The organism is Pseudomonas sp. JAI111 (assembly GCF_024809425.1).
Taxonomy (GTDB): Bacteria; Pseudomonadota; Gammaproteobacteria; order Pseudomonadales; family Pseudomonadaceae; genus Aquipseudomonas.
In genome coordinates this window covers 65,927-90,293 of sequence record NZ_JANUCB010000003.1, presented here as the reverse complement: position 1 = coordinate 90,293, position 24,367 = coordinate 65,927, and the positions used below count along the sequence as shown (strand labels likewise).

General features: G+C 59.1%; 18 protein-coding genes. 6 read left to right on the top strand and 12 right to left on the bottom strand.

Translation table 11 applies throughout. The annotated features are described in order from the left end of the window. Positions 1-12: 12 nt before the first annotated feature. A complete protein-coding gene (locus HNR03_RS11330; RefSeq protein ID WP_259153588.1) occupies positions 13-1,788 on the bottom strand; it encodes a hypothetical protein in 1,776 nt (591 codons plus the stop codon). Positions 1,789-2,931: 1,143 nt separating this feature from the next. Between HNR03_RS11330 and HNR03_RS11325 the strand changes: the two genes are divergently transcribed. From HNR03_RS11325 to HNR03_RS11310, 4 genes are all read left to right on the top strand, one after another. Then, a complete protein-coding gene (locus HNR03_RS11325; protein ID WP_259154159.1) occupies positions 2,932-5,073 on the top strand; it encodes a cytochrome-c peroxidase in 2,142 nt (713 codons plus the stop codon). A gap of 150 nt (positions 5,074-5,223) precedes the next feature. Beyond that, positions 5,224-6,513, top strand: a complete 1,290-nt coding sequence (locus tag HNR03_RS11320; RefSeq protein WP_090179019.1) for a GGDEF domain-containing protein — start codon at positions 5,224-5,226, stop codon at positions 6,511-6,513. Between the two features lie 90 nt (positions 6,514-6,603). Beyond that, positions 6,604-8,400 carry an acyl-CoA dehydrogenase C-terminal domain-containing protein gene (locus HNR03_RS11315; protein ID WP_259153584.1) on the top strand — a complete coding sequence of 599 codons (1,797 nt, stop codon included), beginning with the start codon at positions 6,604-6,606 and terminating at the stop codon, positions 8,398-8,400. A 188-nt stretch (positions 8,401-8,588) separates the two neighbouring features. Then, positions 8,589-10,367 carry an acyl-CoA dehydrogenase C-terminal domain-containing protein gene (locus tag HNR03_RS11310; RefSeq protein WP_090179022.1) on the top strand — a complete coding sequence of 593 codons (1,779 nt, stop codon included), beginning with the start codon at positions 8,589-8,591 and terminating at the stop codon, positions 10,365-10,367. A 227-nt stretch (positions 10,368-10,594) separates the two neighbouring features. Here the strand turns inward: HNR03_RS11310 and HNR03_RS11305 are convergent, their stop codons facing one another. After that, positions 10,595-11,524 carry a LysR family transcriptional regulator gene (locus tag HNR03_RS11305; RefSeq protein WP_259153583.1) on the bottom strand — a complete coding sequence of 310 codons (930 nt, stop codon included), beginning with the start codon at positions 11,522-11,524 and terminating at the stop codon, positions 10,595-10,597. 169 nt (positions 11,525-11,693) lie between these two features. Here HNR03_RS11305 and HNR03_RS11300 point away from each other — a divergent pair, with 169 nt between their 5' ends. Both HNR03_RS11300 and HNR03_RS11295 read left to right on the top strand, forming a co-directional pair. After that, positions 11,694-12,926 carry an aspartate aminotransferase family protein gene (locus HNR03_RS11300; RefSeq protein WP_259153582.1) on the top strand — a complete coding sequence of 411 codons (1,233 nt, stop codon included), beginning with the start codon at positions 11,694-11,696 and terminating at the stop codon, positions 12,924-12,926. 204 nt (positions 12,927-13,130) lie between these two features. Further along, entirely contained in the window at positions 13,131-13,289 is a 159-nt protein-coding gene (locus HNR03_RS11295; protein WP_007904205.1) for a YqaE/Pmp3 family membrane protein, read from the top strand. A 114-nt stretch (positions 13,290-13,403) separates the two neighbouring features. On the opposite strand, the gene HNR03_RS11290 is transcribed toward HNR03_RS11295, so the two are convergent. The 10 genes from HNR03_RS11290 to HNR03_RS11245 form a co-directional block, all read right to left on the bottom strand. Then, positions 13,404-15,236 carry a S9 family peptidase gene (locus HNR03_RS11290; RefSeq protein ID WP_259153579.1) on the bottom strand — a complete coding sequence of 611 codons (1,833 nt, stop codon included), beginning with the start codon at positions 15,234-15,236 and terminating at the stop codon, positions 13,404-13,406. Continuing rightward, positions 15,202-16,344 (bottom strand): pyrroloquinoline quinone biosynthesis protein PqqE, encoded by a 1,143-nt coding sequence (gene pqqE / locus HNR03_RS11285; RefSeq protein ID WP_259154158.1) that lies wholly within the window; start codon positions 16,342-16,344, stop codon positions 15,202-15,204. The genes HNR03_RS11290 and pqqE overlap by 35 nt, the downstream gene beginning before the upstream one ends. 4 nt (positions 16,345-16,348) lie before the next feature. Further along, positions 16,349-16,624 (bottom strand): pyrroloquinoline quinone biosynthesis peptide chaperone PqqD, encoded by a 276-nt coding sequence (gene pqqD, locus HNR03_RS11280; RefSeq protein ID WP_090179045.1) that lies wholly within the window; start codon positions 16,622-16,624, stop codon positions 16,349-16,351. Next, a complete protein-coding gene (gene pqqC, locus HNR03_RS11275) occupies positions 16,621-17,373 on the bottom strand; it encodes a pyrroloquinoline-quinone synthase PqqC (protein WP_208671161.1) in 753 nt (250 codons plus the stop codon). The genes pqqD and pqqC overlap by 4 nt, the downstream gene beginning before the upstream one ends. Before the next feature lie 139 nt (positions 17,374-17,512). Beyond that, a complete protein-coding gene (pqqB, locus tag HNR03_RS11270) occupies positions 17,513-18,424 on the bottom strand; it encodes a pyrroloquinoline quinone biosynthesis protein PqqB (protein WP_222588718.1) in 912 nt (303 codons plus the stop codon). Between the two features lie 73 nt (positions 18,425-18,497). Next, positions 18,498-18,572, bottom strand: coding sequence for a pyrroloquinoline quinone precursor peptide PqqA (pqqA, locus tag HNR03_RS11265; protein WP_009045898.1), 75 nt, complete (start codon positions 18,570-18,572; stop codon positions 18,498-18,500). A gap of 155 nt (positions 18,573-18,727) precedes the next feature. Further along, the gene (pqqF, locus tag HNR03_RS11260; RefSeq protein ID WP_259153578.1) at positions 18,728-21,154 is read right to left on the bottom strand and encodes a pyrroloquinoline quinone biosynthesis protein PqqF; all 2,427 of its coding nucleotides are present in this window, start codon (positions 21,152-21,154) and stop codon (positions 18,728-18,730) included. A 48-nt stretch (positions 21,155-21,202) separates the two neighbouring features. Continuing rightward, positions 21,203-21,997: a carbon-nitrogen hydrolase family protein gene (locus tag HNR03_RS11255; RefSeq protein WP_259153575.1), complete on the bottom strand. Its 795-nt coding sequence runs from the start codon at positions 21,995-21,997 to the stop codon at positions 21,203-21,205. A gap of 13 nt (positions 21,998-22,010) precedes the next feature. Then, entirely contained in the window at positions 22,011-23,693 is a 1,683-nt protein-coding gene (locus HNR03_RS11250) for an NAD(P)/FAD-dependent oxidoreductase (RefSeq protein ID WP_222588716.1), read from the bottom strand. Between the two features lie 206 nt (positions 23,694-23,899). Beyond that, positions 23,900-24,361 (bottom strand): Lrp/AsnC family transcriptional regulator, encoded by a 462-nt coding sequence (locus HNR03_RS11245; RefSeq protein ID WP_090179061.1) that lies wholly within the window; start codon positions 24,359-24,361, stop codon positions 23,900-23,902. Positions 24,362-24,367: the final 6 nt, after the last annotated feature.

The following is a 24,367-nucleotide window of genomic DNA, read 5'->3' as shown; positions in this document are numbered from 1 at the left end:
GTCAGGCCTTGATCACCATGGCGTCGGATCCAGCGGGCCAACGCCAGTCGGGGTGCTCACGCCTTCGCCATTACGTATGAACGGCAGATGCCAGAAGTCGTTAGGCACTACAGGATCGCCAGGCTTGACGCCTTCCGGAAAGATGAACTCAAACACCGGTGCCACATACTGTCCGGCAATCAGTCCATTGGCGACGGTCAGCCTGCCCGCATTCTGGAGGCAACTGTCCACGGCGGTCTGGGATAAGCTTTGCTGTGGCACGCAAAGTGACCGCGCAACGACGCGCAAGGTACGTGTCGGCTGGCTAAGAAGCCCGGCTGGCGCTTTGGTCGCACGTAATCTGGCGCGTTGTGGCTGAGGACCCGTGTTCTGTGTGGTAATGCCCCCCGACGCTCCCAGGCAACCGGTCGCAAGGCCCAGCGCAGGGTTGCATTCACCCGTCATCTCAAAGGGTGTAACCCAGCGATTGGTTTGCACACCTGTCGATGGATTGACATCTATCAGATAGATGTCGACCGGGGTCTTGATGTCGGTGGTCGAGGCTTCAAGGAAGATCCGGTCCTGCGTCTCTTGGGCTACCCCGTTGATGGCCGTTGCGGCGGGGTCGGCCGTACCGATGCCAAATTCCCCGATTGCCAGGTAGCTGGGCTGCGAACCAGGCTGAGTGTAGATCCCGACATTCGCCTCGATCGTGTGTGCTGAGATGAAGTCCGGGGCTCCCGATGTTGACGACTTGAACAGCGTACCAGACCAACTGATGAAGTCGCCGACTTCAAAGGGTGCCTGTTGTGTCGGGTCGGGGTCCGTCGCCGTGCGTGTAGCATCGCTGAATCTCTTCATGACGTACTGGCTGCAATAGACCTGGCCCACTGCGGGCGCCGAGAGTTCCCCACTGGCTGGAAGTGTGACACCGGCCTGGCTGAAATTGCGGCAGTTGTTGGTCGTGGTCGGGGTGACCACTTTTGGGCGGTTTTTCTGTGGGCAGAGCGCATCGTCCCCGGAAATCGTGCGTGGCACGCACATCGGGTAGCCGGTGGCTGCATGGATGGTCGGGTTGGCATCATCGACGGAGAAGCGTGGGTCGGGGCTTTGGGGACGGCCAAAACGTCCGCTAGGGTCGTTGATCTGAATAATCGTGGGTTGCGTCGGGTTCCCGCTGTCAACTTCAAGGTTGCCGTTGGTGTAGTCGATCCGGGTAATGAAACCGCTTCCCGCGTTGACTGATTGCTGGGAGACAAAGATCAGCCCGGCAATCTGCTTGTTGGAGACGCTATTGCCCACCACATGAATCTCGAACGAGGGGTAGGCCGCCGCAGATTTTCCGAGCGCCAGGGTTCCACCCCTGACGAAGTCGGCCCAGGTCAGGGTGTTGGCCGGCATCTGTATAACGGTGTTGCAAGGAACAGTAATCGTGACGCCGTTTAATTGAACGGTCCCCCCATAGCGGCCCGGGTCGCTGGTATTGGGGCAATTCGCATTAGAGGTGTCCAGCGTCATGTTCTGGATAAAGCCTGTAACGTCAAACCCATGTATCGCAGTCGGGTTTGTAAAAACCGGGTCTGGCAGTGTGGGAGTCGTGAACGGCGAGGGCGTTCCCGGGGGCTTGGCAGTCCCGCCGCCACCACCGCCGCCAGCTCCGTTTTTGGCAAATGCAACTCCGCCACCACCCATGGTCAGTGCGACAGCGACGGCACTGGCGAGCAATGCTCGGCGACTGAAGATGCCGTTGAGTCGTTTGTTGGGCAGCAGCGGTATGCCGAGCGTTTTTTCGTACAAAGATAAGCTCATGGCTCACTCCAGTATCTTGCAAGACCAATTGCCGGCCAATCGAGCCCTTGGATTTGCTGATGCGCTGAATCCTGCGCAGGAAAAACGCAAAGCCGTGAGTGTCGAATTTTGGCCCGATCCAGCGGTGTAAGTGCCTGCGTGAGGTTGACACTTGCCGTTCGGATGCTTTCACCTGCGTTGCGTCGGCCGGTTATGGACGCAAACGCGAGAGACATTTCCTTGAGCCTGAAACGTACAAAGCAGTTGTCGTGCCTGTTTTGAAACAATTAGACACAAACAACCGCCGACACACTCAAACTGCGGGCTGCGCGGCCAAGGATGATGTTGCGCCATGACACTATCGAATTAATACCCACCAACATAGGGGGGGATATATACCCAGGATTGGGAGTGTGCGAAGTGAGATTTAGGTATTCGCTGTATCAGTCTGGCACTAAGTAGTGAATGAGAAAGGTTGTCTATATCTACTCCGGGCGAAATGATGTTTCAAGTAAAATGTATTGGCGTATTAACCAAAAATTTTTGTCGCGATGTTAAATAAAAGCCATAGCTCGCGCAGTGCAACTAGTGCACGCGCGGAATGTTTGATTCTTATAAAAGGCTATTCCCCTGATAACCAGGCTTGTATACGGTTCGGTAAATTAATTTAGTTTCCATGAAGAGTGATTGAGCATTTGCTATGCCAAACCGTAAAATAAATCTTAAAAAATATTTTCCTTTAAAATCATATGGTTTTGGTTCATGTGCAATCCGGTGTTTGCTCGCATTGGGGTTTGTTACCCAGTATTGGGGGGAAGTTCACCAAATTTGAGGGGGAGGCGTTTGTAGTTTTTTTGTTATGTGTGTGGGGTGTGTTTGCAAGGCATTTTTATTTGAATCGATTCAGAAAAATTTTTTGATTTTTTTCGGTTGAAATCTTTTGTTACAGCTAAAGTTCGGTTAAGCGCACCGTCGGTGTGACAGAGCAGTGTCTTAATCAAGCCTGAGCCAAGAGAGTACTTTGCCAGTTAAGCGTTGCCTTGCCCGAGCCATTTCGAGTGGTGTAACTACTGGTGCAAGCGGCAAGCATTGTGGCGATGAGTTCATCTCGCAACAGGACAATCCCGGAGCCTGGCTACTCCGCATTGAATAGAGAATGTCATGATGTTTAAGTACTTGGACCTCTATCGAATTACCCGTTTAGCCGGTGCGATGGCGGGCGTTCTATTGACCATCGGTTTACCGGCCGCGAGTGCCTGGGCCGCCGACCCAGTAGCGGTCGATCCGCCTGTACCGGACGTGCCCACTCTGCAATCGCTGCGTGGGATGGTACCGCCCGACCCGTCGGGAACCGAAGGCGGGCGCAAAGTCGACCTCATGACTGACTACGTGCTTAATCGCTCTGCGGCGGTTCTCTTGGGCAAAGCACTGTTCTGGGACATGGAGATCGGCAGTGACGGTTCGACGGCTTGCGCCTCCTGCCACTTCCACGCGGGTGTTGATCACCGCACCACCAACCAGATCAATCCAGGTCAGGCGAACACCAACGCGAACGTCTCGTCGATCTTCAACAAGCCGTTCACCGCCTCGGGCATTCCAGGCGACGTGCCAAGCTACACCACCAAATCAGGAGGTAAGGGCGGCCCAAACTACCTGCTGAAGAAAGATGACTTCCCGACCCATGTGTTGGCTGATCCGATGGATCGAAATTCGGCAATTGTCTATTCGACTGACGATGTGATTGGGTCCCAAGGCGTATTCGACGCCAACTTCGTCAAACCTCATCAGGCTCGTTTCGACAAGTGCATTCAGCAACCGGACGGCATCTTCCAGGTCGGTGGCATCAATGTTCGCCGCAGCACCGGGCGCAACGCACCCACGGTGATCAATGCCGCGTTCAACGTGCGTAATTTTTGGGATGGCCGCGCCAATAACGTCTTCAACGGCTTCTCTCCATTTGGTAATCGCGATCCTGACGCCGGGATTTTCGTGACCAGCGATCGCAGTGGCGTGGCGACCAAAGTCAGGTTGGCACTCAAGGATGCTTCCGCCGCTTCACAAGCGGTAGGGCCTCCCGGGAGTCCGGTGGAAATGTCCTGCGGCGGTCGTACCTTCGCCGACATTGGCCGGCGCATGCTCGACACCTTGATGCTCAAGCAGCAGCGGATTTCGTCTACCGATTCGGTACTGGGCCCAGTGTCCGGCGCCCGCCGGCCGACCTACCGTGAGCTGATCAAGAACGCGTTCCAGCCGCGCTTGTGGAATGCGACGCAGCAGGTCTCGCTGGGTGGTGCGCCCTACACCCAGATGGAAGCGAATTTCCCGCTGTTCTTCGGGCTGGCGATTCAGATGTATGAATCCACGCTGATCTCGGATCAGGCGCCGTTGGATGCCTATTTGCAGGGCGATCATACTGCCATGAACGACCAGCAGGTCAAGGGCATGAATCTGTTCCTGGGCAAGGGCAAGTGCATCAGTTGCCACGGCGGTGCGGAGTTGACCAACGCCGGCAGCCGGTTGCTGTTCCATCCCCGGGAACGGATCGAGCGCATGGTTATGGCCGACAACCTGACCACGCTGTATGACAACGGCTTCTACAACACCGGGGTGCGTCCAACGTCGGAAGACCTGGCCCTCGGTGGCTCGGATGCCTGGGGCAATCCATTGTCCTTCACTCGCGAGTACAACACCCTACTCCAGGGCGGCCAGATCCCTGACCCGCTGGAGGTCGATGTATGCACCTTCGAAGCGCGTTTGAGCTCGGCGATCCCTTGTGATGCGACGCTCAAGCCGAATGTCGGTTTCCGCGACGCGGTCGATGGCGCCTTCAAGACGCCGACCCTGCGTAACATCGCGTTGACCGGACCGTATTTCCACAACGGCAGTCGCGCGACGCTGCGTCAGGTCATGGAGTTCTACAACCGTGGCGGCGACCGGCGTGGTGAAGATGCCAGCAATACCAGTGGCTTTGACCACCCTACGGTTAATCAGCACAACGGCTCAAACCTCGATCCGGACATGACTCGGCTGAACCTCACCCCGGATGAAGTGGATGCACTGGTCAAATTCATGGAAGTCGGACTGACCGATCCTCGGGTCGCATGGGAACGGGCACCGTTTGATCATCCTTCGCTGGTGCTGCCACAGGGCGAAAAGGGTGATGAAAACTCCGTCGGGCAAAAGCCGGCGAGTCCGAAGATCACTACCCGGCAAGCGCAGGATGCCGAAATCCAGCTCAAACCGGTCGGTGCTGAAGGTCGCCCAAGTCTGGAGGGGCCACTGCAACCGTTCAACAACGACCTGTAATCCTGATCCCCTTTGCGTCACTGGCGGTTGATGGACGCCAGTGACGCCCTTTGTAAATTCCGCAGTATTTCACTCAGCAAATCGGGGTTTCTGCCGTTACAGTGCGTGGGCACAATGCCATCTATTGCTATGACGGTCGGAGCTTTACCCTTGCCGCGTTCTTCAGCTGTACGTTTCAGCCATTTTTTACCGTCTTTGCTGCTATTGCTTGCGGGGCTGGCGGCTGCCTACGTCAAGGATCTCAACGTCTTCTTTACCTCGCTGTTCAACGTTTTGCCCACGTTGGTGCTGTTGCTCGGCGGTGCGTATTGCGCGGTTTACCGACGTCAGCGAGAGCTGTTTCTGATGGTCACGGTGTACATCGCCTACTTCCTGCTCGATACGCAGACCGACTATTACCGCGACAACGGCAAAGTCCGCGATGACGCCGCCGTGGTGTTTCACCTGTGTTGCCTTTTGTTGCCGTTGATGTTCGGTGTGTTCGGTGCCTGGCAGGAACGCACCCACTTGTTTCAGGACATGGTGGCGCGCTTCGCTGTCTTGCTGGCCGTCGGCAGTATCGCGTTGGGCCTGGAGCAAAGTTACCCACAGGCTCTGCTGCTGTGGCTGTCGGAAATTCGCTGGCCAGCCCTGCATGGTGCGTGGATGAGCCTGATCCAGCTGTCCTATCCGGTGTTCATCGCATCGTTCCTGCTGCTGAGCTGGCAATACTGGCGCAACCCGAGACCCTTGCACGCCGCGCAATTGGTGGGTTTGCTGGGTTTGTTCTGGGCGCTGCCGAAAACGTTCATCCTGCCGTTCACCCTGAACATCATGTGCAGTCAGGTGATGCTGATGATTGCGGCAGCGGTCGCCCACGAGGCCTATCAAATGGCCTTTCGCGATGAACTGACCGGTTTGCCGGGGCGTCGAGCCTTGAATGAACGGATGCAGCGGTTGGGGCGCAATTATGTGCTGGCCATGAGCGACGTCGATCACTTCAAGAAATTCAACGACACCCACGGTCACGACGTCGGCGACCAGGTATTGCGACTTGTTGCCAGCAAGCTGTCGAAAATCGGTGGGGGCGGTAGGGCGTATCGCTATGGCGGTGAGGAATTTGCGCTGGTGTTCGCGGGCAAGACGCTTGAAGAGTGCATGCCGCACCTGGAAGTCATTCGCGAATCCATCGCCACGTACAACATTCAGCTGCGCAACCAGGACAGTCGCCCTCAGGACGACCAGCAAGGTCGCCAGCGGCGCGCGGGCCCGGGTGCTGCCAGTGTTTCGGTCACCGTCAGCATTGGCGTCGCCGAACGAGTGGATCAGCGCACCCCTGAAAAAGTGCTCAAGTCCGCGGATGAAGCGCTCTACAGCGCCAAGGGTGCCGGGCGAAACTGTGTGGTGGCGTTCGGTCAGAGCCGCCGTGGCGCGGTACGCATGGACACCGCTGCGGGTTGAGTGATGATGGCGCATTCAGCGTCTGGACTGTGATTGTGAGGCGTGGTGGGCGGCAGTAGGTTTGAATGATCTGCTGACGGAGAAATGACCATGCCCGAGTACAAAGCCCCCTTGCGCGACATGCGCTTTCTGATCGACCACGTCTTCGACTTCCACACCAACTACGCAGCGCTGGGCGCCACCGACGCCAGCCCGGACATGGTCAATGCGATCCTCGAAGAAGGCGCGAAGTTTTGCGAGAACGTTCTTGCGCCGCTCAATCGCAGCGGCGACGAAGAAGGCTGCCATTTCGACAATGGCGTGGTAACGACGCCTACAGGCTTCAAGCAGGCATTCGCACAATACGTGGAAGGCGGCTGGCATGGACTGGCGGCTGATCCGGCGTATGGCGGTCAGGGTCTGCCGAGTTCGCTGGGGCTGGTTATCAGCGAGATGGTCGGCTCCAGCAACACCTCCTGGGGCATGTACCCCGGCCTGACCCACGGCGCGATGTCAGCCATCCACGCCCACGGCACCGAAGAACAGAAAAACAATTACCTGAGCAAACTCACCGCAGGCCAGTGGACCGGCACCATGTGCCTGACCGAAGCCCACTGCGGCACCGACCTGGGCATCATCAAGACCCGTGCGGTGCCCGCGGCCGACGGCAGCTATGCGATCTCCGGCAGCAAGATTTTCATCTCTGCCGGCGAGCACGACATGAGCGACAACATCATTCACCTGGTGTTGGCGAAACTGCCGGACGCTCCGGCGGGCACCAAGGGTATTTCGTTGTTCATCGTTCCCAAATTCCTGCCCGATGCCGAGGGTGAAGCGGGCGAGCGCAATGGTGTTTCCTGCGGGTCCATCGAGCACAAAATGGGCATCAAGGCGTCGGCCACCTGCGTGCTGAACTTCGATGAGGCCAAAGGCTTCTTGATCGGTGAGCCGAACAAGGGCTTGAACTGCATGTTCACCATGATGAACCATGCGCGGCTTGGCACCGGGATGCAGGGCTTGTGTCTCGGCGAGGCCAGTTTCCAGGGGGCGATCAAGTACGCCAATGATCGCCTGCAAATGCGTTCGCTCACCGGTCCGAAAGCACCCGAAAAAGCCGCCGACCCGATCATCGTTCATCCCGATGTGCGGCGGATGCTGCTGACTATGAAAGCCTTCAACGAAGGCAACCGCGCACTGACGTACTTCACCGCGCAGCTGCTGGACGCGGCGCACCTGAGTCCGGATGAATCCGCGCGCCAGGATGCCGAAGACCTGCTGGCGTTCCTCACGCCAATCTGCAAAGCCTTCATGACCGACACCGGGCTGGAGGTGACAAACCTGGGCATGCAGGTGTTCGGCGGTCACGGCTTCATTCGCGAATGGGGCATGGAGCAGTTGGTTCGCGACTGCCGGATTGCGCCGATCTATGAAGGCACCAACGGCATTCAGGCGCTGGATTTGCTCGGGCGCAAAGTGCTTGGCAGCCAGGGCAAACTGTTGCGCGGCTTCACCAAAATCGTCCACAAATTCTGCGCAGCGAACGCTGAACATCCGCAGCTGGCCAGCTACGTGGCACAGCTCAACGAGCTGAACCAGCAGTGGGGCGAGTTGACCACCAAGGTCGGCATGGCCGCGATGAAAAATCCGGACGAAGTCGGTGCTGCGTCGGTGGATTACCTGATGTACAGCGGTTACATCATCCTCGGCTATCTGTGGCTGCGCATGGCGCTGGTGGCCCAGACCCAACTCGATGCTGGCAGCGGCGATGCCGATTACTGCAAGGGCAAACTGGCGACCAGCGAGTTTTACTTCAAGCGATTGCTGCCGCGCACCGCCGCTCATCGTGCCGCCATTGAGGCGGGCAGTGATTGCCTGATGAAGCTGCCGGCGGAGTTGTTTGCGCTTTAATCTTTAAAACCAGTGACAAAGGAAGCCCGCGCTAATGCGGGCTTTTTCATGACTGTTTAGTCAGTGACTAAACATTACAAAACGGTCACTGGCTGACCCTATGTGTCGCAAAAGTTGTTGGGGTACACTCCGACCCAACGAAAGCACTATTCCTACGAATCACCTGTAAAGATCTTGCGAGGTTTGCCATGGCTGACTACAAAGCGCCCCTGCGCGATATGCGCTTCGTCCTCAATGAAGTATTCGAGGTCGCCAAACTCTGGGCCGAACTGCCTGCGCTGGCCGATACCGTCGATGCGGAAACCGTCGAGGCCATTCTCGAAGAAGCCGGCAAAGTCACCAGCAAAAGCATCGCGCCGCTGAGCCGTGCGGCTGACGAAGAAGGTTGCCATTGGGCGGACGGTGCCGTCACCACGCCGGCAGGTTTCCCACAGGCTTATCAGACTTACGCTGAAGGCGGCTGGGTCGGTGTCGGTGGCGATCCGACCTACGGCGGCATGGGCATGCCCAAGGCGGTTTCGGCGCAAGTCGAAGAGATGGTCAACTCCGCGAGTCTGTCGTTCGGTCTATACCCGATGTTGACCGCCGGCGCCTGCCTGTCGATCAACGCCCACGCCAGCGACGAGCTGAAAGCCGCTTACCTGCCGAACATGTACGCGGGCGTCTGGGCCGGTTCCATGTGCCTGACCGAGCCGCACGCCGGCACGGACCTTGGGATCATCCGCACCAAGGCCGAACCTCAGGCCGACGGTTCCTACAAAGTCAGCGGCACCAAGATCTTCATCACCGGTGGTGAACACGACCTCACCGAAAACATCATCCACCTGGTGCTGGCCAAGCTGCCGGATGCACCGGCTGGGCCGAAAGGCATTTCGCTGTTCCTGGTGCCGAAGTTCATGGTCAATGCCGATGGCAGCCTGGGCGCGCGCAACCCGGCGAACTGCGGTTCGATCGAACACAAGATGGGCATCCAGGCGTCTGCGACCTGTGTGATGAACTTCGACGAAGCCGTGGGCTATCTGGTCGGTGAGCCGAACAAAGGCCTGGCGGCCATGTTCACCATGATGAACTACGAGCGTCTGGGCGTCGGTATCCAGGGCCTGGCCACGGGCGAGCGCTCCTACCAGAACGCCATCGAGTACGCCCGCGACCGTCTGCAAAGTCGTTCGCCAACCGGCGCGCAGAACAAGGACAAAGTCGCTGACCCGATCATCGTCCACCCGGACGTGCGTCGCATGTTGCTGACCATGAAAGCCTCGAACGAAGGCGGCCGTGCCTTTTCGACTTACGTGGCGATGCAACTGGACACCGCCAAGTTCAGCGAAGACGCGACCACCCGCAAGCGTGCTGAAGACCTGGTGGCATTGCTGACCCCGGTGGCCAAGGCGTTCCTCACCGATCTGGGCCTGGAAACCACGGTTCATGGCCAACAGATCTTTGGCGGCCACGGTTACATCCGTGAGTGGGGCCAGGAGCAACTGGTGCGCGACGTGCGTATCACCCAGATCTACGAAGGCACCAACGGCATTCAGGCGCTGGACCTCGTCGGACGCAAGATCGTCGGCACCGGCGGTGCGTTCTACAACCTGTTTGCCGACGAGATTCGTCATTTCACCGCCACGGCCAGCGCTGACCTGGCGGAGTTCACCAAGCCGCTGAACGATGCCGTGACCACCCTCGACGAACTGACCGCCTGGCTGCTGGACCGCGCGAAAAGCAACCCGAACGAAATCGGCGCTGCGTCGGTCGAGTACCTGCAAACCTTCGGTTACGTAGCCTACGCCTATATGTGGGCATTGATGGCCAAGGCAGCCTTGGGCAAAGAAGCGCAGGACGATTTCTACGCGAGCAAGTTGGGCACGGCGCGGTTCTACTTCGCCCGCCTGCTGCCGCGCATTCACTCGTTGAGCGCGTCGGTGAAGGCCGGCAGCGAATCGCTGTTCCTGCTGGACGCCGCACAGTTCTAACTATGTAGCGTCATGTAAGCATTCTCTTACATGACGTACTGCTGTTTTCCCATATGCGAAGATTGGATCCAGAGCTAATCTACTTCACATGGACGTCGCGCAGGAAGCGCAAAGCAACAACACGGACACGTAGGATTCTGCCAGGACGGCGGAGTGAAATGGATGTCAGGGAAACAGTCTGCAAAGCCCCGCTTCGGCGGGGTTTTCTTTTGCCTGCAGAAAAGTACTCAGCTCAGTGCATCGAGAGTTGGCGCGCTGTTCAAGCGGTCATCCGGCCCATTCATGACTTCCTCCAGCAATGTCCGCAACAAGGCCAGCGAAGCTTGTTGCCGTTGCACATCGCGGCACACCAACCCGACCTTCAGCGGCACCCGCGGCTCGGTCAGCGGTTTCCAAAGCAGTTCATTATTGTCGAGCGCCTTTTGCGAGCGCCCCGGCAGGACCGTTGCCAGCCGTGTGTGGGGCAAGCTGTCGAGTATCCCCGCCATGTTGTTCAGCTCCGCCTGCACCTGCGAACGCCGTCCCAGATTGGCCAGCTGTGTTTGCCAGATCTGCCGTACCTGAAACTCTTCCCCCAGCAACAGCATCGGCAATTCGGCGGCCTGACTCATCGAGACTTTCTTGAATTCACGCAAGGGGTGGTCCGCCGGGATCACCAGCGTCAGTTCATCTTCGTACAGCATCACGCCGTGCAGACCCGGCTGACGAGGCGGCAGGTAGCTAATACCGATATCGAGTGAGCCATTGAGCAGCCGGCGTTCGATCTCCAGCCCGGTCAATTCATAAATTTGCACCACCAGGTGCGGCTGCGCCTTGCGCACGCGTTCAAGCATCTGGGGCACCAGGCTGCTGTGAACCGTTTGCAGCACGCCGATGGCCAAGGTACGTAACGCCTGGCCCTTGAAATTGCCCAACGCCTCGCGAGCCCTTTGCAAACCATCGAGCAAAGGCAGGGCGTGGTTGTACAGCGTGTGTGCGGCCAACGTGGGCAACAACCGTTTGCTGCTGCGCTCGAACAGGCTCACATCAAGGTTTTGTTCCAGCTGACGGATCTGCTGGGACAGTGCCGGCTGGGAGATGGAAAGTCGCTCGGCGGCCCGGCCCACGTGGCCTTCTTCGTAGACCGCGACGAAATAACGCAGTTGCTTGAAATCCATAAGGTGTACTTATCGAAAATGCTGGGAAATCGAAATGGCTCAACGCCTCGCCTGGGCCTAGTCTAACCGCATTCACAAGGCTTACAGGGCCATAGAACGCGATGAATACCGTTTACTTCGATGGTGTTTGCATAGGTAAGACAAAAAACCTCTCACGAGGCTTTTTTGCATGAATTTGTTCAGTTTGCGGCGCAATCCGCCAAGTCTTGATGACCTGGCCGTCGATACTTTCCGGCCATCGCGTAGCGACAACCTTTCCAGTGAGTTCCTGATGCCCAGTGTCGAGCGGCCGAGCCAGATTTTCGTCCGGGGCCAGGGCTCATGGTTGTGGGACATCGATGACCGCGCGTACCTGGATTTCTCACAGGGCGGCGGCGCCAATAGCCTGGGGCACAGCCCGTCGGTGCTGGTCAACGCGATTTCGGAGCAGGCCCGGTCGCTGATCAATCCGGGATTCGGCTTGCATAACCGCGGCATGCTCAGCCTTGCCGAGCAGCTTTGCGCCCATACCGGCAGTGATCAGGCCTACCTGCTCAACAGCGGCAGCGAGGCGTGTGACGCAGCGATTCAACTGGCGCGTAAATGGGGTCAACGTCATCGCGGTGGAGCTTCTCGGATTATTGTGGCCAGTAATGGCCAACGTCCGGGGATGACTTCTGCTGGAGACTTCCAGCACGTTCCTTTCAATGACCTTATGGCGATGCACGCGGCGGTCGATGCCCGGACCGTGGCAATCATGCTTGAACCGATTCAGAGCGAAGCCGGAGTGATTCCAGCCACCGAGTCTTACCTCAAAGGTGTCGAACGCCTGTGCCGGGAACTGGGTATTTTGTTGATCCTCGACGAAGTACAAACCGGCATTGGCCGCTGTGGCGCCTTGCTTGCCGAAGAGTCCTGCGGCGTTCGGGCTGACATCATCGTCCTCGGTGACGGGCTCGGTGGTGGCGTGCCATTGGCGGCGTTGCTGGCGCGAGGCAAGGCGTGCTGTTTCGACATCGGCGACCTGGCGGGCACCCATCACGGCAACGCACTGATGACGGTCGCCGGGCTGGTGGTCCTCGACAGTGTGCAAGACCAGGGCTTTCTCGATCATGTCGGGCAAACCGGCCAGCACCTGCGCGAAGGCTTGCAGCGTTTGTCCCATCGTTATGGTCACGGCGAGTTACGCGGGCGAGGATTACTTTGGGGGCTAAGCCTGTCCGACGATTCGGCTGATGCCGTCGTCAAATCAGCGTTGTACGAAGGCTTGCTGCTCACCGCCCCGCAACCTGACTGCCTGCGCTTTACCCCGGCGCTCACCGTCAGCAAAGCCAACATCGACGAAATGCTCCTGCGACTGGCCCGTGCCTTCTCCCGAGTGCGCACCGCGCAACTGCAATGCCGCAAAGGGATCGCAGTCTGATCAGACCCGACCTACACGAATTTCCGAACCGTCTCGCGGTAATAACGCATCGCCCCACGTTGGATCTTTTCGCGTGGGGCGTTTTTTTGTGTGCAAATTCATTAGGTTCCAGTGGTCTACAGGCTTCCAAATGAACCCTGACGAATGACGCTGGTCGATTGACTGTGTGGCTCACACGAGCCAACTTCAATCAGGAGCTACCCCATGGACTTTATTCGAATCATCATTGCCATCCTGTTGCCGCCATTGGGTGTGTTTCTGCAAGTCGGTTTCGCCGGCGCGTTCTGGCTGAACATTCTGCTGACGTTGTGCGGTTACATTCCGGGGATCGTGCATGCGGTGTATATCATCGCCAAGCGCTGAGTTTAGCGACCTTAGATAGACCGCTATCGCGAGCAGGCTCACTCCTACAGGGATTTCTGCAACACCGCAGATCCAATGTGGGAGCGAGCCTGCTCGCGATGGCCGCGCCGCTAATCAGGCATTGCCCCCAAGCGCCATCACCCGCCGATAAAACGACCCTTCCTGCTCGAGCGCATGGGCCTGGTTCCGCGCCTTGCGAAAACCGTGGCGTTCGTCCGCGTAGTAATGCGCTTCCACCAGAATTCCGTTGTCCTGCAGCGCGGTGACCATGTCACGGGTCTGTTGCGGCACCACCACGGCGTCCAGTTCGCCCTGAAAGAAAATCACGGGTACGCTGATGTTCTGCGCATGCAGCAGCGGCGTTCGCGCAGCGTAGCGCTCGGCATCCAGCAGCGGATCGCCGATCAGCCAATCCAGATAATCGCCTTCGAATTTGTGAGTCGCGCGCCCCAGTGCAACCGGATCGCTGACCCCGTAGAGGCTGGCGCCAGCGCGGAAAACCTTGTGAAAGGCCAGTGCGCAAAGAGTGGTGTAGCCGCCGGCACTGCCACCGCGAATAAATGCCTTGTCGCCGTCGATCAAACCGCGTCCGGCGAGATGGGCGACGACAGCGCAGGCGTCCTCTACATCTACCTCACCCCAACTTAAATGCAGGGCCTGGCGATACTCCCGGCCATAGCCGCTGCTGCCACGGTAGTTGAGGTCGGCCACGGCGAAGCCGCGTTGCGTCCAGTACTGGATGCGTGGATCAAGCATCGGGTAGCAGGCCGAAGTCGGGCCGCCGTGGATGAACACCACCAGCGGCGGCTTTGCGTCTGCGGTCATCGCCGGATAGAAGAAACCGTGGGCTTCTCCCGCGCCGCTGGGGTAGCGCAGGGTTTGCGGGACGCTGATCTGATCAGCGGGCAACGGAGCAATGCCTCCGGCCAATACGTTGACCTGCCGGGTAGTGCGGTCGATAGCAATGACCGCTGCAGGGCTGACCGGCGATGCGGCGATGCAGTAAATCAATTGCTCATCCAGGGCGAGATGGCGAAAGCGGCTGTAGTCACCAGTGAAATCCTCACTGACGTCGCCGCATAAACCCAAGCGACCAAACCCGCCTTCCGTCCAGCTTGCCAGGTAGTTGCTGTCGCCCAGCGGCAACCAAGTGCTGCCACCCAACTGCCACGGCGCCGGTCCATGATCGGCGGTGGCGCTCGGCAGTGGGCTCAGGCCGTCCGCCGACTCCACCCAAGGCTGCCAATAACCGCCGCGATCAGTCAGGCAAAACAGACGGCCGTCGCTATCGAAACGGGGTTGTTGCAACGACTCCTGAACGCCATCGCCCGCTACGCAACGCGATTGAGCGAAACCACCCTCGCTTTTACGTTCGGCAACCATCAGGCGGGTCGCGGTCCATGGCTGATCCGGACGGCTCCATTCGATCCACGCCAATCGTTGCGCGTCGGGACTCAGTGTCGGCGCGGCGTAGAAATCGGCGCCTTCGGCCAGAAGGTGTCGCCGGCCGTCTGTTACATCGATCGCCACCAGTCGATGTCGATCGCGATGCTCTTCAACCGCCAGCACCTGCCCGCTGGCGAACTGCAGGTCACCATAACGGCACTCCCCCGACGTCAGCACTTCAGGTGCCTCGCCAGCCATTGATTGCTGATACAGCTGCTGGTCGGCCTCGTTGACGAAAACAATCCCGTCATCGGTCAGGCAAAACGCGCCACCGCCGTATTCGTACACGCGACTGCGCACGCTGAAGCCTGTCGGCGTCAGGCACTGCGCCTGGCCATCGCGCCAATGCCAGATCCGGCAGGCGGCATCCTGGGGACGGTACTCGTTCCAGAACAGGCCATGCTTGCCGACCTGCAACTCGGCGAAGTCGATACCGGCCGCGACGGCCCGGGCTGCGCTGAAGGGTTCAGCTCTTGGCGATGAGTCGTGAGTTTCGTTCATTGCGAAAGGCCAGTTGTTCGATGGTCTGAGTCGCGTGCTCGGCTTCTTCGCGGGCCTTGAGGATCACGCCGTGATGTTCGGACTTGCTGCATACCGGGTCGGCATTGCTTGCGTCACCCGTGAGCATGAACGCCTGGCAGCGACAGCCGCCGAAGTCCTTTTCTTTCTCGTCGCAGGAGCGGCACGGCTCGGGCATCCAGTCGTAACCGCGAAAGCGATTGAAGCCGAACGAGTCGTACCAAATGTGCTGCATGCTGTGATCGCGCACATTGGGAAACTGCACCGGCAGTTGTCGGGCGCCGTGACACGGCAGTGCGGTTCCATCTGGCGTGACTGTCAGAAAGATACTGCCCCAGCCGTTCATGCAGGCTTTCGGGCGCTCTTCGTAATAGTCCGGCGTGACGAAAATCAGCTTGCACGGATGCCCTTCGGCTTCGAGTTTGGCGCGGTATTCGTTGGTGATGCGTTCGGCGCGGACCAGCTGTTCCTTGGTCGGCAACAGGCCGACCCGATTGAGCTGTGCCCAACCGTAGAACTGGCACGTGGCGAGTTCGACGAAGTCGGCCTCAAGGGCGATGCATAGCTCGATGATCCGGTCGATCTTGTCGATATTGTGCCGATGGGTCACGAAGTTCAGCACCATCGGATAGCCGTGGGCCTTCACTGCGCGAGCCATTTCCAGTTTCTGTGCGAAGGCTTTTTTCGAGCCGGCCAACAAGTTGTTCACTTGTTCGTCGCTGGCCTGGAAGCTGATCTGGATATGGTCCAGGCCGGCCTTCTTGAAGTCGCTGATTTTCTGCTCGGTGAGGCCGATGCCGGAGGTGATCAGGTTGGTGTAGAAACCCAGGTTGCGCGCCTCGGCGATCAGTTCGGCGAGGTCCTGGCGCACCAGCGGTTCGCCGCCGGAAAAGCCCAGTTGCGCGGCGCCCATCTCCCGCGCTTCGCGGAACACCTTGATCCACTGCTCGGTGCTCAACTCTTTGCCTTGCTCGGCGAAGTCCAGCGGATTGGAGCAGTAGGGACATTGCAGCGGGCAACGATATGTCAGTTCGGCGAGCAGCCAGAGCGGCAAGCCGATTTCAGGTTTAGGCGGTAACGTGTCTGACACGGAATCAGACAAGTTCGATCCAGTGCTGAGCACGGGCGACCTCCATGAATTGCTCGATGTCTTCACCGAGTTCGGGCACGCCGGGGAACTGCTCGTCGAGTTTGGCGATGATCGCCGCAACATCGCGTTCACCGTCGATCAAGCCGCCGATCAGCGCGGCGCTCTCGTTGAGTTTGATCATGCCTTCCGGGTAGAGAAGGACATGGCCTTTCTGCGCCGGTTCGTATTGATAGCGGTAACCCTGGCGCCAGGTCGGGATCTTGCTGCGATCGAAACTCATAAGGTGATTCCTTTATGCCAGACCCGTTGCCCGGTCACGCTGTGATACGGCGGGCGGTTCAGTTCGTAAGCCATGCTCATGGCATCGAGCATGCTCCAAAGAATGTCCAGTTTGAACTGGAGAATTTCCAGCATGCGTTCCTGGCCTTCGCGTGTGGTGTAGTGCTGCAAGGTGATTGCCAGACCGTGCTCGACATCGCGGCGCGCCTGGCCCAGGCGGGTACGGAAATACTCGTAGCCGGCCGGATCGATCCACGGGTAGTGCTGCGGCCAGCTGTCCAGACGTGACTGGTGAATCTGCGGGGCGAACAGCTCGGTCAGCGAACTGCTGGCGGCTTCCTGCCAACAGGCCCGGCGGGCGAAGTTGACGTAGGCGTCCACGGCAAAACGCACGCCGGGCAGGACCAGTTCCTGGGAGCGCAACTGATCCGGGTCGAGGCCGACGGCCTGGCCCAGGCGCAGCCAGGCTTCGATGCCGCCGTCTTCGCCGGGCGCGCCGTCATGATCGAGCAGACGCTGAATCCACTCGCGACGGATCTCGCGATCCGGGCAATTGGCGAGGATGGCAGCGTCTTTCAGGGGGATGTTCACCTGATAGTAGAACCGGTTGGCGACCCAGCCCTGGATCTGCTCGCGGGTCGCCCGGCCTTCATACATCGCCACGTGATACGGGTGATAAATGTGGTAATACGCGCCCTTGGCGCGCAGGGCCGCTTCGAATTCGGCGGGGGACATCGGGGTGTCAGTCATTGCGGTTCTCCGGGTACGACCGGTGGATTCTTTGGTGTCAGGACCGGCCTTATCGCCAGCAGGCTGGCTCCCACAGTTGATCGCATTCCCCTGTGGGAGCCAGCCTGCTGGCGATAGACTGCGCCGCGGTCTTGATGTCCTACAACACAATACTCATGCCGTCATACGCCACTTCAACCTTGCGCCGAGCCAACTCCGCGCGCTCCGGCGAATCCTCATCGAGAATCGGGTTGGTGTTGTTGATGTGGATAAGCACCTTGCGCTGCTTGGGCAATTGCTCCAGCACTTCGAGCATGCCTCCAGGGCCGTTTTGCGCCAGGTGACCCATTTCCCGACCGGTGCGAGTGCCGACGCCACGGCGTTGCATTTCGTCGTCATCCCACATCGTGCCGTCCACCAGCAGGCAATCGCTGGCGGCCATGATCTCCAGCAGTGGCGCGTCGACTTTGCCCAGGCCCGGGGCGTAGAACAGTTTGCCGCCGGTGTTGAGGTCTTCGACGATCAGGCCGATGTTGTCGCCCGGGTGCGGATCGAAGCGATGCGGCGAATAGGGTGGCGCAGCACTGCGCAAGGGCAGCGGGGTAAAGCGCAAACTCGGGCAGGCCGGGATGGTGAAACTGTGATCGAGTTCGATGCGGTTCCAGTCCAGCCCGCCATTCCAGTGGGTCAGCATGGTGAACAGCGGGAAACCGGTGCTCAGGTCTTCGTGGACCATGTCGGTGCACCAGACCTGGTGCGGGCAACCTTCGCGCAGGCTGAGCAGGCCGGTGGTGTGGTCGATCTGGCTGTCCATCAGAATGATCGCGCCGATGCCGGTATCGCGCAGGGCGCGGCCCGGTTGCATCGGGGTGAAGCTTTGAAGCTGGGCGCGGATGTCCGGTGATGCGTTGCACAGGATCCAGTTCACGCCGTCATCGGAAATCGCGATGGACGACTGGGTTCGCGCCTTGGCCCTGAGGGTGCCGTTGCGAAAACCTGCACAGTTCACGCAGTTGCAGTTCCACTGCGGGAAACCACCGCCAGCGGCGGAACCTAGAATCTGGACAAACATGGCCGCTCCATCATTTCAACACTGAAAATAAAAACGCCTCGGCAATACCGAGGCGCTGAACCACACGACAATCTTAGCGGCTTGCGAAGTACATGGTGACTTCAAAGCCGATACGCAGGTCGGTGTAAGCAGGTTTGGACCAGGACATGGGAGCGCTCCTCAGGGTGATGGGACGGTTGAGATCTATACATATAGTCCACCTCCAGCCGGAGATGTTCAGATAGTTAGGTGGCTATGTTACTCAAAATTACCGATTGATTGGCCTGCTATCTCGGAAAAAGCTAATTGCGCCAGCGGTAATGATCATTTTGTCACTTGCCACGGCGCTTGCGGTTCCGAGCTGCTGGCCAGGCAGCGCCAGCCACCTTCGGCGTTGCTCAGTCTATGCGCGGCGGCGACCAAGGCGTCGCGATCGATGGCCAGAATCGACAAGGGCAGCTGCGTCAGGTAATCCGACGAACGGCCAGCCTGCTTGCCCTGCCAGAGCAGTTCGGCGGCTTGGGCCAAAGGTAATGCTGCCTCCTTGAATTGATCGGACAACGCCTGACGCTGTGCGATGAACGTCGCCTCCTCGATTCCGCTGATCATGGCGGGCAAGTCGCGCAGGAAACGTTCCATGTGCTCCAGCAACTTCAATGGTGCGGTGCCCGGAGATTGCACACCAAACACAATACCGGTCTGCCCATGGATCTGGCGCAATGCGCTGAACACCGCGTAACCCAGTTGCAGTTCCACGCGCAGGCGCTGATAGATCGGGGTCTGACAGACGAGCGCCAACAAGCGCCAGACGGCTTCTTCGCAGATGTCCTGCGTTGCCGCCGGGCAGAAGAGCAGCAATGCATGTTCGCTGGAACCGGTGTCGAGCGTTGTCCACAGACGCTGCGAGTTGATCGAGGGTGGCGTAGACGGTTGGGTGTCGGCAACGCCGGGCACGCGGCTCAGAGTCAAACCTAAGGCCGCTTGCGTGTGTGCTGACAAGCCGACCGCCAGGCCTTCCCAGCGCGCACTCGACCACAGTTGCTGCAAGTCGCCAGAGCTTGCCGAAGGCTCGAGGCAAAGATCGGGCAGTGCCTTGAGCAGGTGTTTAATCGGTATCAGTGCAGGGCTTTTCGGCTCTTCCTGTGAGAAATCCCTGTCAGGCGTTGTCAGTGCTTTCAGCGCATGTTCGAGGACCGTCGGCATCGGCGCCTGCAGCCCCGTCATCTTCAGCAACCATTCATTGCCTGAGACGCTGAAAGACACGTCAACGCCAGCCTGACGTGCATCTTCGCGCAACGACTGCAGGCCATTTTCCAGATGGTATTGAAGGCGGGTGTGTGGTTTGGACTCGAGGCGCCAGCGCAGATAAATCGCACCTTGTGCCGTGTTGTCCGGCAAGGCCTGGCTGAACTGCATCGGAGAGTTTTCCCGGCGACTACGCGAGCGGTCCTGGGCAAACGTCCTCAGGCCCCGGTGTTTACTGGTTTGCCCGCGAATCAGCCCGGCATTTTGCGCCGGTGCCTCGACGTGTAAAAACGGGTTGGGCGCTGGCAGTTGCCAGTCGCCAATGAAGTTATCCACAGCGCCGATTTTCTTCAGGATGTCCTTGAGTGCTACAACGCCTTGCTCGGTTAACCCGTCTTCAAGCTGTTCGCTGTCGCGCCGGGCCAATTCCAGAGCACTACTGACTTGTTGCTGGCGCTCAAGCACCGTGGCGTACTCTTCGCGCAGACGAGCCCAGTCTAGCTGCGAGGCAAAAAAGCCCAGCCAATCCAGGAGTTTCTCGCGAATCGCGCTCGCCGGCGCCGCCTGTGTCAACTCGATGTGCAGTACGGCTTGTCCGGCAAACTGATACAGCAGTGTGGCGTTCAAATGTTCAGCCAAACCGCGCGAGCGCAATTCAGCCAGCAACCCACCGGGTTTCGCGGCGTTCAACCAATGGCACAGGAACGCCAACGCTTGGGCCGATGAAGGCAGTAGCGATTCGAAAGCAAACAGCAGATCGAGCCTGGGTCCGTTGACCTGTTGATAACTTGTCTGTGAAGACTCCATCAGCGTCACAGGGGCCACTTGTGGGATGTTTGCTCCCGCAGGAATGGCCGCGCCGAAGCTCTGCGCCATTTGCTTGAACTCTTCAATACTTTGCGGGCCGGCCATGCTCAGCGTCATCTGTCCGGTTCGATAAAACTGCTGATGGAAATCCTTCAGCGCTTGCTGAAACGGCAGTTGCTGCACGGGAAGGCTGTCGCGGTTACCGGCATGAAAACCACGCAACGGGTGACTCGGCGACAGTCCGTCGAACAGCGCCAATTGCTGTTGCGCTTTCTCGTCCTGCGACCAGGCAACAAACTCTGCATGCAGCACTTCCCGTTCTCGCTGCTGATCGTGCAGATTCATACGCGGGTGAGCGAGCATGTCTGACAGACGCTCAAGGCCAGCGGCAAATGCGTGCGGTGGCAATTCGAAAAAGAAGTCGGTGGTGCGCTCGCTGGTCCGAGCATTCACCTGCCCGCCATGACCCTGGACGTAAGCCATCAGCCCTTGTTCCGCAGGAAAACGCTCGGTGCCAAGAAACAACAGGTGCTCGAGAAAGTGTGCCAGGCCTGGCCATGCCAATGGCACGTCGTGACTGCCCGCAGAAACCCGCAACGCAGCAGCGCAGCGCTTCAAATCTGGAGCATGACGCAGCGTCACCCGCAGGCCGTTGGCCAGGGTTTCAGTGTGGGGGCGAGGGGGGTTCAGCGCAGGCATGAGCACTTCCAGAACAGAGAAGCGCTAATGCTAGCGGATAACGCGGGCTCAGCGCTTGTTCAGTGCACCGTAGAGTTCGGGACGACGATCGATCAAATAGCGGTTGGCCGCGCGGGAATCGATCATTAACTGACGGTCCAACTCGCCGACAATCAACGCTTCATCCAGGCCCGCCTGGGCGATACGGTTGCCATCCGGCGCGGCGATGCTGCTCTGGCCGCAGTAGTGGATCTCGCCTTCCTGCCCGCAATAGTTGGCATACGCCACATAACACTGGTTTTCGAAGGCGCGGGAACGCACGGTGACGTCGGCCACGAAGTCGAAGGGAATCATGTTCGCCGTCGGCACCAGAATCAGCTCGGCGCCGGCCAAGGCCAGGCGGCGAGCATTTTCCGGGAACTCCAGGTCGTAGCAGATCAGAAAGCCGAGCTTCCAGCCGTTAAGTTCAACCAGCGGAAACTCGTCTTGCCCGGCGCTGAACATCGAGTGATCGAGGTCGCCGAACAGGTGAGTCTTGCGGTAGTTGCACAGGCGCTCGCCGTTGGCGTCGATCAGCTGCACGGCGTTGTAGATCTGCCCGTCTTCGGTGCGCTCGGGGTAGCCATACAAAATGGCGATGCCCGCCGTCTTGGCAATGCGCGCGATCTGCTGCGCCGATTCACCGTTGTGCACTTCGGCCAGCACGTTGACCGCATCTAGGCCGATGTTGTAGCCGGTCAGGAACATCTCCGGCAGCACCAGCAAGTCTGCGCCCTTGGCCTCCAGCGCCAGTTGATGCAAACGTTGCAGATTACCGGCGACATCCAGGGGTAACGGTGGACATTGGTACAGGGCTACGCGCATTTCTCGATTCCTTTTACTCGGGCAGGGCGATCGGACCGATCTCGTTGAACACATCACCTGGACCCGGGTTCTCGGCGTGAGTTTCACCGCCGAAGTGTTTCATGATGCCCCACACCGCGTTGAGCGAGGTCTGCACCGCGCCTTCGACCCACGCCGGCGTCCACGAAACGTCGTCACCGGCAATGAAAATCCCGCGCTGCTCGGCCGGCATGTCGTCCTGCATGAAGTGCGCGTACATGCGCTGGTTGTAGCGGTAGTGACCGGGCAGGGCGCCTTTGAAAGCCCCGAGGAAATGCGGGTCGGCTTCCCACGACACGGTGATCGGATCGCCGATGATGCGCGCGGCGATGTCGACTTTCGGGTAGATCTTCTTCAACGCGTCCAGCGCCAGTTTCACGCGTTTCTCAACCGGATGCGGGAGCATTTTCAGCGCGTCGCTCATCCACGAGTACGACAGGCAAATAACGCCCGGCTTGTCGTCGCCGTTGTCGAACAGGTACGTGCCGCGGGTCAGGCGATCGGTCAGGGTCATGCTCATCAGGTCGCGGCCGGTTTCAGGGTCCTTGTCCTTCCAGAACGGGCGGTCGACCATCACGAAGGTTTTCGACGATTGCATGTAGCGGGTGCGGTCCAGGGCCATCCACATTTTTTGCGAAAACAGCGTTTCATCGCATTCGATCTGCGTGGTCAGCAGCCAGCTCTGGCAGGTGGTCAGCACCGCTGCGTATTCGCGGGTGTCGCCATAGGTGTCGGTGACGGCAAAACGGCCGCCAGGCGCGTGGGCAATTTTCTTCACCCCGGAGCGTGGCGCGCCCCGGTGCAACGAACTGAGGCTGGTGCCTTCAGGCCAGTGCACGCAACGCTCCGGCACATGGCGCCAGATGCCCAGCGGCACTTGTTCCACGCCGCCGACCACCAAGTGCTGGTGATCGTCGCAGTTGGTCATCACCACACGGAAGATTTCCAGCATCGAGTTCGGGAAATCGGAGTCCCAGCCGCCGGTGCCGAAACCGACCTGGCCGAACACTTCGCGGTGATGGAACGACAGCTTGGCAAAGGCTTTGGAGGTGGCGACGAAGTCGTAGAAAGTGCGGTCGTCCCACAGCGGAACCAGGGTGTTCCACAGCTCTTTGAGGCGCGGCACATCGCGGTCGCGGATGGCTTGCTGGATATCGGAGAACTGCGAGCCGGCTTCCAGCGCGTCCGCCCAAGCGTCAGCCACTTCCTGGAACAGTGCAGGAAGATCCGCCAGTTTCTGCGCGTAATGGGTTTTGCCTTCGATGTCGATCACCGTGCTGCCCGACGCGGGCGTCAGCGGGTTCGGGAAGGGCTTGGTTTGCAGGCCGAGCTTGTCGACATAGTGATAAAACGCGGTGGACGATACCGGGAAACGCATGCCGCCCAGTTCGGCGATGATGCCTTCTGCGCCATTGAATGCCTGCGAGCGCAGGCGGCCGCCCATTTTCGAGGCTTCGTAGACGACGGGTTTGAGACCCAGCTTCATCAACTCGTAAGCCGCTACCAGGCCGGCGATACCGGCGCCGACAATCGCCACTTCGGCGCCGTGGTTGTGCGCAGGAATAGTGCCCAGGCCAGCCGGGTGTTCGATCCAGTCGTCAAAGCCGAACGGAAAGTCCGGGCCGAAAATAGTGACTGGTTTTTTACCGTCTGCAGGATGGCGATTGTTCTTGTTCATGGCTGACCTTGCTGGCGACCCGACGCGGAATGCGCATCTGAGTATAGGAAAAGATGGCAGCCATTCTAGAGAGCGTAGAACACGTTAATAAGACGCAATGTGTCGTCGTTTTGCCGAATACTTGATCAATATGACGATCAGATACTACATACCGACTAATGTGGGAGCGAGCCTGCTCGCGATGAGGCCCTCAAAGACGCTGCAAATCAAACCGGCTGCCCCCGATCAATCTTGCTGCTCAGGATGATCGAAGTCGTCGTCTTCTCCACCCCGTCCACGCTGCCGATCTGATCGAGCAACTGATCCAGCTGCTCCGGCGAATCGGTGCGCAACCACGCCACATAATCAAATTCGCCACTCACCGCACACAGCTGCTGCACCTGTGCCATGGCGCTGAGCCGGCGCAGCACTTCCTTGCCTGAGCGCGGTTGCACCGTGATCCCGACATACGCTTGCAAGCCGCCATCGACCACCCGCTGACCCAACCGCACGCCATAACCGGTGATAACTTTGGTTTTCTCCAGTCGCGCCAGGCGCGAGGTCACCGTGGTGCGGGCGATGCCCAATTGGCGAGCGAGCATGGCCACGCTTTCGCGAGCGTTGATCTGCAAGGCCGCGATCAATTGGCGGTCGATTTCGTCAAGAACAGGCGGGCGGGTGTCAGGCAAGGGTCG